8 protein-coding genes are annotated in these 9,140 nt (G+C 71.6%); 4 read left to right on the plus strand and 4 right to left on the minus strand.

All coding sequences use genetic code 11. The annotated features are described in order from the left end of the window. Window positions 1-535, minus strand: a 535-nt coding sequence (locus tag ABD879_RS30950) for an FtsX-like permease family protein (protein WP_345025295.1), incomplete at its 3' end; no start/stop codon positions are given. Beyond that, the gene (locus ABD879_RS30955) at window positions 532-1,314 is read right to left on the minus strand and encodes an ABC transporter ATP-binding protein (protein WP_345025296.1); all 783 of its coding nucleotides are present in this window, start codon (window positions 1,312-1,314) and stop codon (window positions 532-534) included. The genes ABD879_RS30950 and ABD879_RS30955, both read right to left, overlap by 4 nt. A gap of 307 nt (window positions 1,315-1,621) precedes the next feature. Here ABD879_RS30955 and ABD879_RS30960 point away from each other — a divergent pair, with 307 nt between their 5' ends. From ABD879_RS30960 to ABD879_RS30970, 3 genes are all read left to right on the plus strand, one after another. Then, a complete protein-coding gene (locus ABD879_RS30960) occupies window positions 1,622-2,326 on the plus strand; it encodes a TetR/AcrR family transcriptional regulator (RefSeq protein WP_345025297.1) in 705 nt (234 codons plus the stop codon). A 34-nt stretch (window positions 2,327-2,360) separates the two neighbouring features. After that, window positions 2,361-3,347: an AurF N-oxygenase family protein gene (locus ABD879_RS30965; RefSeq protein ID WP_345025298.1), complete on the plus strand. Its 987-nt coding sequence runs from the start codon at window positions 2,361-2,363 to the stop codon at window positions 3,345-3,347. A 238-nt stretch (window positions 3,348-3,585) separates the two neighbouring features. Then, window positions 3,586-4,398 (plus strand): SDR family NAD(P)-dependent oxidoreductase, encoded by an 813-nt coding sequence (locus ABD879_RS30970; RefSeq protein WP_345025299.1) that lies wholly within the window; start codon window positions 3,586-3,588, stop codon window positions 4,396-4,398. A gap of 318 nt (window positions 4,399-4,716) precedes the next feature. On the opposite strand, the gene ABD879_RS30975 is transcribed toward ABD879_RS30970, so the two are convergent. After that, a complete protein-coding gene (locus ABD879_RS30975) occupies window positions 4,717-5,406 on the minus strand; it encodes a class I SAM-dependent methyltransferase family protein (RefSeq protein ID WP_345025300.1) in 690 nt (229 codons plus the stop codon). Window positions 5,407-6,266: 860 nt separating this feature from the next. After that, window positions 6,267-7,937, minus strand: a complete 1,671-nt coding sequence (gene ctaD, locus ABD879_RS30980; protein ID WP_345025302.1) for an aa3-type cytochrome oxidase subunit I — start codon at window positions 7,935-7,937, stop codon at window positions 6,267-6,269. A 96-nt stretch (window positions 7,938-8,033) separates the two neighbouring features. On the opposite strand from ctaD, the gene ABD879_RS30985 reads away from it, so the two are divergent. Then, window positions 8,034-8,546, plus strand: a complete 513-nt coding sequence (locus ABD879_RS30985; RefSeq protein ID WP_345025301.1) for a 2-thiouracil desulfurase family protein — start codon at window positions 8,034-8,036, stop codon at window positions 8,544-8,546. Window positions 8,547-9,140 lie beyond the last annotated feature (594 nt).

Here is a 9,140-nt window from a genome sequence, read left to right on the forward strand (position 1 = left end):
GGCCGCCCCCGTCGACACCGCCGTCGCCGCCGCGCAGCACGGCCGCCAGCGCCGCGGCGAGCATGGCCGACAGCCCGGCCGACGCGGCGAGCGCGAGCGTCCCACCGGTGACCACGACACCCCCCGCGGTCAGGTCCAGGACGCGTTCCAGCAGCGCGGCGCAGCCGACGCCGCCCGCCAGCCCGGCGAGCGTCCCGCCCACACCGGCCACCAGCGCCTCGACGGCCACCAGCGCACCCACCTGGGCGCGGGACGCGCCGACGGCCCGCAGCAGCGCCGACTCCCGGCCGTGCCGGGCCGCCGTGGCGGCGAACGCGTGGTGGACGGTGAACACCGCCGGCACCACCGCGACCAGGCCGAACACCTCCAGCGCCGTCCCCAGCCCGCGGGCGAGGCGGCTGTGCGCGCCCGCCTCGAAGGTGTCACCGAGCACCAGCGCGCCGGTCAGGGACGTCACGCCCGCGAACACCGCCGCCAGCAGGCCCGCCAGGCGGCCGCGCCGCCCCCGCAGCGTGCCGAGCGCCAGCCGGATCACGGCCGTCCGCCCAGGTCGTGCACGCGGTCCAGCACGTCCGCGACGGTGGGACGGTGCATGACGTCGGCGACCCGCCCGTCCGCCAGGAAGACCACCGTGTCGGCGCGGGCGGCGGCGACGGGGTCGTGCGTGGCCATCGCGACGGTCTGCCCGAGGTCGTCCACGGCGCGGCGCAGGAACGTCAGCATCTCGGCACCGGTCCGCGAGTCCAGGTCGCCGGCCGGCTCGTCAGCGAACACGATCCTCGGGCGGGTCACCAGCGCGCGGGCCAGCGCGACCCGCTGCGCCTGCCCGCCGGACAGCCGCTCCGACCGGTGCCGCAGCCGGTTGCCGAGGCCGAGCACGCGGACCACCAGATCGTGCCACACGCGGTCGGGACGCCTGCCCGCCAGCGTCAGCGGCAAGGTGATGTTGTCGGCCACGGTCATGGCGGGGACCAGGTTGTCCGAGCGGAACACCAGCCCGACGCGCTCGCGCCGCAGCCTGGTCAGCGCCCGGTCCGGCAGCGCCCCGAGTTCCGTGCCGCCCACGTAGACCTTGCCGGACGTGGGGGTGTCCAGGCCCGCGGCGCAGTGCAGCAACGTCGTCTTGCCCGCTCCCGAGGGCCCCACGACCGCGGTGAACCGCTCCGCCGGGAACTCCACGGTCACGCCGTTCAGCGCGCGGACGGCGGTGTCCCCCGTCCCGTACACCTTGGTCAGCCCGACCGTCCGCGCCCCGCCTTCGCCCGCGCGCCGGTCGTCCGGCACCGGCCGCCGCGCCTTCGCCGCGTTCCCCATGCCGACGATGCTGGCGGCGCGTCCGCCGCCGCGTCGTCGTGCGGAGAGAGTGATCACGCCTGCACCCGGGGACGCAGCCGCGCCCCCGCCCCGTACGCCGCCGGGCGTACGAAAGGACGGTCAGCTGCCGATGACCGGGCCGGATGCACCGTGCCGCGGTCCTGTATCCCGCCCGGTTGCTCTTGCGCACCGCCCCGCCGCCCGAAGAGCGGCCACGAACGTCAAATCGGACGATACGTCCAATTGTGAGCAGCACAACATACAAGCAGGCTTGATTGCATGTATGTCGCGCTCCTACCGTCGAAGCGTGTCAGTAAGCGCACGGCGACGCCCCTCCCGCAGGCGCGGGGAGAGCCGCCGCACCCAGGAGGAACGGCGGATCCACACCCAGCGGCTGCTGCTCGACGCCACCATGGAGTGCCTGGTCGACCTCGGCTGGTCGGGCACCTCCACCACCGAGGTGGCGCGCCGGGCGGGCGTGTCCCGCGGCGCGCAGCAGCACCACTACCCGACCAAGATGGAGCTGGTCGCCGCCGCGCTGGAGCACCTGCTGGAACAGCAGCGGCTGGCCTACGAGTCGGCCTTCGCCGTGCTGCCGCCCGAACGGCGCAACGTCGAGGGCGCGCTGGACCTGCTGTGGGAGGTGTTCTGCGGCCGGCCCGCCAGGGCGCTGCTGGAACTGGCGGTGGCCGCCCGCACCGACGACGACCTGCGGGTGCTGTGCCGCGACATCAACGAGCGGATCCTGCAGGTCATCCTGGAGGTCTTCGAGCGGCTCTTCCCCCGCAACGAGCTGCCCGGCGACTTCGTCCCGACCATGCTGCGCGGCGTGTTCGCCATGTTCATCGGGCTGTCGGTGCAGAACGCCCTCGACGACGACGACCGCCACCAGCAGGCCGTGCTGACACAGGTCAAGAGCATCGCCCGGATGATCATCCCCGACCCCGACGACTCCGGGCCCGCCGCGATCTGCCCGATCCCGGACGTCGCGGCACGTCCCGGGCCGGCCTGATCCGCCGGTGCACCACCGCAAGGGAGCCCCTGCCATGACCAAAGCCCCCACCGAACTCGCCGAGGAAGTCCGCGCGCAGGTCAAGGACCGCAAGTCCTACCTCGGGGTCATCGACCGGCTCAACAAGGCGTCGGTCGAAAAGCACTGGGAGGCCTACGCCGACATCCCGTGGGACGACCCGGACTACGCCGTCGACCCCAACGACCCCCGCTGGATCATCGACCCCGAGGTCGACGCCCTGGGCGGTACCGAGTGGTACAAGTCGCAGCCCGAGAACGTCCGCGCGCAGATCGGCCTGTGGCGGATCGCCACCGCGATGAAGATCGGCCTGCAGTTCGAGAACCTGCTCAAGCGCGGGCTGCTCAACTACGCCTACCGGCTGCCCAACGGCCGCCCGGAGTTCCGGTACGTCTACCACGAGACGACCGAGGAATGTCACCACGGGATGATGTTCCAGGAGTTCGTCAACCGCACCGGCATGCCGATCCGCGGCATGCCGCGCGCGCTGAGCCTGGTCGCCCAGGCCGCCCCGTGGATCCCCCTGGTCAGCACCGAGCTGTGGTTCGTGTTCGTGCTCGGCGGCGAGGACCCCATCGACTACGTGCAGCGCAAGTCCCTCAAGGGCGGGCACGTCAAGCACCCCCTGGAGGAGACGATCATGAAGATCCACATCGCGGAGGAGGCCCGGCACATCTCGTTCGCCCGGCACTACCTGCGCCACCGCGTCCCGCAGTTGAGCCGGCTGCGCCGCCGCGTGCTGGGCATCGCCGCCCCCGTCGTGCTCGGCATCATGGCGCGGATCATGCTGTCCCCGCCCGGCCCGATGGTGCGCCACTTCGGCATCCCGCGCGAGGTGGTCCGCGAGGCCTACCGCACCCCCGAGAACCGCGCCCACGTCTGCCAGTCGGTCGGCAAGGTCCGCGACCTCATGGCCGAGCTGGGCCTGATCACCCCCGTGAGCCGCCAGGTCTGGAAGGCGTTCGGCATCTGGGACACCCCGCGCGTCCGCGCCGCCGCCTGACCTGCCGCCGAGCGGGCGCGCCGGGACCGGCCTCCTCCCCCCGGGCCGGCCCCGGCGCCGCCTCGGCGGGCAGGGCCAGGCCGCCGACCGCGGACGGAACAACGGCTGTCCCCGGCCCTCATCCGGCCAGTAGACTACGACGCCAATTGAACATCACATCCAATACGGGATCGCAGGGCCGGAAGCCTCGACCGCCGCATCGTCCGGCCCCGCGGTCCGTTGCGAGCAGGAGCGCGCGATGAGCATTGCGATCGTGACCGGAGGGGCGTCCGGCATCGGCCGGGCGATCGCCACCGCCCTGGTGGCGCGGGGCGACACGGTGGTCGTCACCGACATCGACGGCGAGGGCGCCCGGAAGGTCGCCGACCGGCTCAACGGGCTCGGCCGCGGCCGGGCCGCCGGCGCCGCGCTCGACGTCACCGACGCCGCCGCGGTGACCGACGTCTACAAGGGTGTCAAGGCCGAGTACGGCAGCCTGGACCTGGTGTTCAACAACGCGGGCATCGCCATCGGCGGCCTGGCCGAGGAGCTCACCCTCGACCACTGGGACCGCGCCATCGACATCAACCTCAAGGGGGTCGTGCACGGCGTCCACGCCGCATACCCGATCATGCTGGAGCAGCGGTCCGGGCACATCGTCAACACCGCTTCGCTGGCCGGGCTCGTCCCCATGCCGATCGGCATCCCCTACACCGCGACCAAGCACGCCGTCGTCGGCATGTCCCTGGGCCTGCGCGCCGAGGCCGCCTCCCGCGGCGTCAAGGTCAGCGTGGTCTGCCCCAGCTTCGTCGACACGCCGCTGCTCCGCAACGTCAACCCGGGCCTTCCCGAGACGGCGATGAGCGGCAACGCCCGGGACGACATCAAGAAGGCCTCGCCCCGCCTCTACACCGCCGAGAAGCTGGCCCGCGACATCATGCGCGGCGTCGACCGCAACCGCGCGCTCATCGTCGCCCCCGCACACGGCCGCGCCGCCTGGCGCGGCATGCGCCTCAGCCCCGACGGCGCCGTCCGCGTCGCCCAGTGGGCCGTGTCCCGCATCACCAAGTGATCCCCGCGAGGGTCGCGGTGGACGGTGGGATGCGTCCGCCGTGACGTCGCGCCCGGCCGGGTGATCACCGCGTCCGCGGGATGGCGGGATGTCCTGCGCCGGGTCGCCGCGGGCCGAAAGCGGGCACCGCGCAGGCGGGAGTCCTCACGGCGGGCTGCGGAGCGGCGCAATGGTCGGCCTGGAAGAAGCCGCCGCCCCTGTCGTCTGGCCTATGACGACCTGGCACGGGCGTCCTCGTCATGGAGACCTGTGTCAGCACCGGTGCGGCGAGGCGGGCGCGGCGCACGGCCGACCGGGGCGAACGTTTTCGACGCCCGGCTAGGTCGGCCAGGGGGCGCCTTTGCGGAGGACGTCGTAGCCGACGAAGGTGAACATGCGGACACCGCGTTCCAGCGGGACCGGGTCGCCCCGGAACCGGTGCATGCCGACACCGAACGCCTTCTCCTCCGGCGGCGACAGCCAGCACTTCTCGAAGCCGTGCTTCTCGAACCAGCGGCAGATGTCGCCGGTGATGTCCGGGGGCCGCCGGTTGCGGGTCCAGACGACGTGAGCGCCTCGGGCGCACAGCTGCGGCAGCAGCGACACGGTCCGTTCGATGTCGGCGTCGGTGATGTTGCCGAACACGCCGCACACCAGCAGCAGGTCGGCGGGGACCGCGCCGGCGTACGCGTCGGTGTGCGAGGCGTCGCCCGCGATCACCTCCACGCCGGTCAGTCCTGCGCGCCGGGCGTCGGCGCGAGCGGCCCGGACGTTCTGCTCGTCCAGCTCCACCAGCCGCGCCGTCACATCGAACCGCCGGGGATGGTCCGCCAGGGCGCCGATCAGATCGCGGCCCTGGCCTGCGCAGACGCTCACCGCGCGCAGGCGGCCCGCGGGAGCGGCGTCGAGCGCCTCCCGGACGCGCTGCCGCACGGTGCGCAGCCGCCGGGACAGGGGCGACCGGGGATCGTCATATGCCCTGTGCCACTCCGCCCAGTCGCGCCCCGGCGGATCTTGCGCTTCCGTCATGCGGGCCAGGCTAGGGCGGCGCGCCCGTCCACGTCCGGCACGGCGGCCGATTGACCGGTCTCGGTCGTCCGCCGGGCGGTCTCCGGCGAACCGTGGTGCGGTACACCGATCAGGGCGATCCCGGCCCGCCGATGACAGGCGAGCGTGGCGTGGGCGGGTGGCGATGCCGCACCGTCATTCGAGCCGGTGGCAGGGCGACAACGGGACCGGCCGGTCCGCTGGTCGGCACGTTCGCACACGGCGGTGATGCCACAGATCCGCAGAGGGTGGTGGACGCCCCGGCTGCCGACTGAAGCTGAATGCCGAGAACCACCGGACAGGGCCCAGGGCGTGCCCGGTGGATCATGGTGGATCCGCAGCAGTGATCACAGCCTGGTAGTGCGCGTTCGGCGTGGCGGATGGCACTGCCCGGCGTCATCACCTGAGCCGGTTGAACGACGCTGCGGCGTCGGCGGGGCGTCGCAGCGCAGACGGGCGGGCGGCCACCATCGCGCCCCGCTCGCATATGGCGGCGATCGCGGTGCCGCGGACCGGTCCGGGCCGTCCCCGCTGCCGGCCTGACCGGATGATCTCCGACAAGGCCCCGCAGCTCGAAGGCGATCCGCCGGTCACTGCGGGCACGGGGCATCGCCGCGACCGGCAGGCCGGACGGGGCCGACCGCGGCTCGCGAGGCGGGCGCCCGGCGGCGTTCGACTCAAACCGTCTACAAGCGGCGCGACGTGATCGAGCGCCGCATCAACCGGCTCAAGCAGCGGCGGGGACCTCCCCCCGGTGCGACGAGCCCGCCCGCGACTTCAGGGCGGCGGTCGTGCCGGTCACCGCCTTGTCCTGGATCAATGCATGATCCACCGGACAGGCCCTAGGTCTGGGTCTCCCTGGCATGCTCGCCCTCTCCCCGGCCCGGCAGCCGCGGATAGTGCAGGTCGAACGCCGGACGCTCGGAGCGGATCCGCGGGATGGCGGCGAAGTTGTGCCGCGGCGGCGGACAGGACGTCGCCCATTCCAGCGAGTTGCCGAAGCCCCACGGATCGTCCGTGTTCACCCGTTTGCCGTGCCATGCGGTGACGTAGACGTTGTAGAGGAAGACCAGCGTGGACACCCCGAGGATGAACGCCCCGACGCTGGACACGCGGTTCAGCGCCACGAACTCGCTCGGATAGTCGGCGTACCGCCGCGGCATCCCCTCCGCGCCCAGCCAGTGCTGGATGAGGAAGGTGGTGTGGAAACCGATGAACAGCCCCCAGAAATGCAGCTTGCCGAGCCGGTCGTCGAGCATCTTCCCGGTCATCTTCGGCCACCAGAAGTAGAAGCCCGCGAACATCGCGAACACCACCGTCCCGAAGACCACGTAGTGGAAGTGCCCGACCACGAAGTAGGAGTCGTGGACCTGGAAGTCCAGCGGAGGGGAGGCCAGGATGATGCCGGTCAGCCCGCCGAACAGGAACGTCACCAGGAAGCCGATGGCGAACAGCATCGGGCTCTCGAAGCTCAGCGTCCCGCGCCACATCGTGCCGATCCAGTTGAAGAACTTCACCCCGGTCGGCACCGCGATCAGGAACGTCATGAAGGAGAAGAACGGCAGCAGCACCCGCCCCGTGGTGAACATGTGGTGCGCCCATACCGTCATCGACAGCCCGGTGATGGAGATCGTGGCGGCGACCATGCCGAAGTAGCCGAACAGCGGTTTGCGGCTGAACACCGGGATGACCTCGGTGATGATGCCGAAGAACGGGAGGGCGATGATGTAGACCTCGGGATGGCCGAAGAACCAGAACAGGTGCTGCCACAGCAGCGCGCCCCCGCTCGCCGGGTCGTACACGTGCGCACCGAACTTGCGGTCGGCCTCCAGCGCCAGCAGCGCCGCGGCCAGGATGGGGAACGCGATCAGCACCATCAGGCTGGTCAGCAGCACGTTCCAGGTGAAGATCGGCATCCGGAACATCGTCATCCCGGGCGCCCGCATCCCGATGATCGTGGCGATGAAGTTGACGCCGCTCAGGATGGTGCCCAGCCCTGACAGCGCCAGGCCCATGACCCACATGTCGCCGCCGGGGCCGGGCGAGCGGACCACGTCGGACAGCGGCGTGTATCCCGTCCAGCCGAAGCTCGCCGCGCCGCCGGGCGAGAGGAACGAGGCGAACACGATCAGCCCGCCGAACAGGAACAGCCAGTAGCTGAGCATGTTGAGGCGCGGGAACGCCACGTCCGGGGAGCCGATCTGCAGCGGCATGATCACGTTGGTGAAGCCCACGAACAACGGCGTGGCGAACAGCAGCAGCATCGCCGTGCCGTGGATGGTGAACATCTGGTTGTACTGCTCGCTGCTCACGAACTGCAGGCCGGGGGAGAACAGCTCCGCCCTGATCACCATGGCCATCAGCCCGGCCAGCAGGAAGAAGGCGAAGGACGTGATGAGGTACAGATAGCCGATCACCTTGTGATCCGTGGTGGTGAGCCAGGACACCACGACCGACCCGCGGGGGCGCCGCCGAGCGGGCGCCTCCCCGGGCGGCTTGCCGAGGAGTACCATGCCGAGCTCCATGGGAACGGGATGGGACCGACCATCCGTCAGTGCCCATTCGGAGCGCCGGCACTCCTCGACGGGGCCGCGAATAGGCTGGTGTGCGTGGAGAGGATCCTGGTCAGCGCGTGCCTCCTCGGCAGCCGGGTGCGTTACGACGGCGGTGCCAAGCGGGTGGACGACCAGCTGCTGGAGCGGTGGCGGGACGAGGGCCGCCTGGTGTCGTTCTGCCCGGAGGTGTCGGGCGGTCTGCCCGTGCCGCGCCCGCCCGCCGAGATCGTGGGATCCGGCTCGTCGGCCGATGGCGCGGCGGTGCTCGACGGCACCGCCCAGGTGGTGACCGAATCGGGGACGGACGTGACCGAGTCGTTCGTGCGCGGTGCCCGCCTGGCCGTGGAGGCGGCACGGCGCTCGGGCGCCCGCCTGGCGATCCTCAAGGAGGGCAGCCCGTCCTGCGGCAGCCACCGCATCTATGACGGCACGTTCTCCGGGACGCCGACACCGGGCGTCGGTGTCACGACGGCGCTCCTCGAACGGGCCGGCGTGCGCGTCTTCGGCGAAGACGAACTGCAGTCGGCGGCCGCCTACCTGGAGGAACTGGAAGCCCGCCAACGGTGATCGGCTCGGACGGCACGCTGGTCGACGAGCCCGCTCCCACCTCGCCGCCCGACCACGTCACCACGTCGGCGTCACCGAGGCTCCCCCTTCGCGATCACCGACAACCTGACCGGTCCGACCGAAAGTCACACGATCTCGGCACCCGCGCCGTCACCACAACGCCGCCAACGAATGACTGCACCTGCTTCGAAACACGCCCTGGGCGTGTCCGACGGTCCGATAGTGGCGGATGGCGATATCGCGCCGTCGCTGGGCCGGTCGCACCACTCGATCATGTTTAGGCGTCGGCAGGGTAGCCGTTTCGGAGACGGGCGGGCAGCTACCAGCCCGGCCCGCTGATCGGCACGTTCGCAGCGACTGCCACCGGCTCCACAGCCGACACCAACCACACTGGAACTGTTCGGACAGGTCGGTGACGCGTCCCGCCGCTGCCGGTGCCGGGCCTGGGCCGCCCGGCACCGGGATCGTGGCGGCATGCCGACCCTCGCCTCACTTCGACACACGTCCTAGGTGTGCTGTTCGGACAGGTTGGTGACACGGTCGGCCGGGGTTTGGCCCGCGATGCCGGCGTGGGGTCGGTGGTGGTTGTACCAG

Source organism: Actinomadura keratinilytica (genome assembly GCF_039539665.1).
Classification (GTDB): Bacteria; Actinomycetota; Actinomycetes; order Streptosporangiales; family Streptosporangiaceae; genus Spirillospora; species Spirillospora keratinilytica.

Bases quoted from the DNA above. Each gene is read 5' to 3' on its own strand.
- ABD879_RS30955 (WP_345025296.1), bottom strand. From the start codon at position 1,314: ATGGGGAACGCGGCGAAGGCGCGGCGGCCGGTGCCGGACGACCGGCGC.
- ABD879_RS30965 (WP_345025298.1), top strand. From the start codon at position 2,361: ATGACCAAAGCCCCCACCGAACTCGCCGAGGAAGTCCGCGCGCAGGTC.
- ABD879_RS30970 (WP_345025299.1), top strand. From the start codon at position 3,586: ATGAGCATTGCGATCGTGACCGGAGGGGCGTCCGGCATCGGCCGGGCG.
- ABD879_RS30975 (WP_345025300.1), bottom strand. From the start codon at position 5,406: ATGACGGAAGCGCAAGATCCGCCGGGGCGCGACTGGGCGGAGTGGCAC.
- ctaD (WP_345025302.1), bottom strand. From the start codon at position 7,937: ATGGTACTCCTCGGCAAGCCGCCCGGGGAGGCGCCCGCTCGGCGGCGC.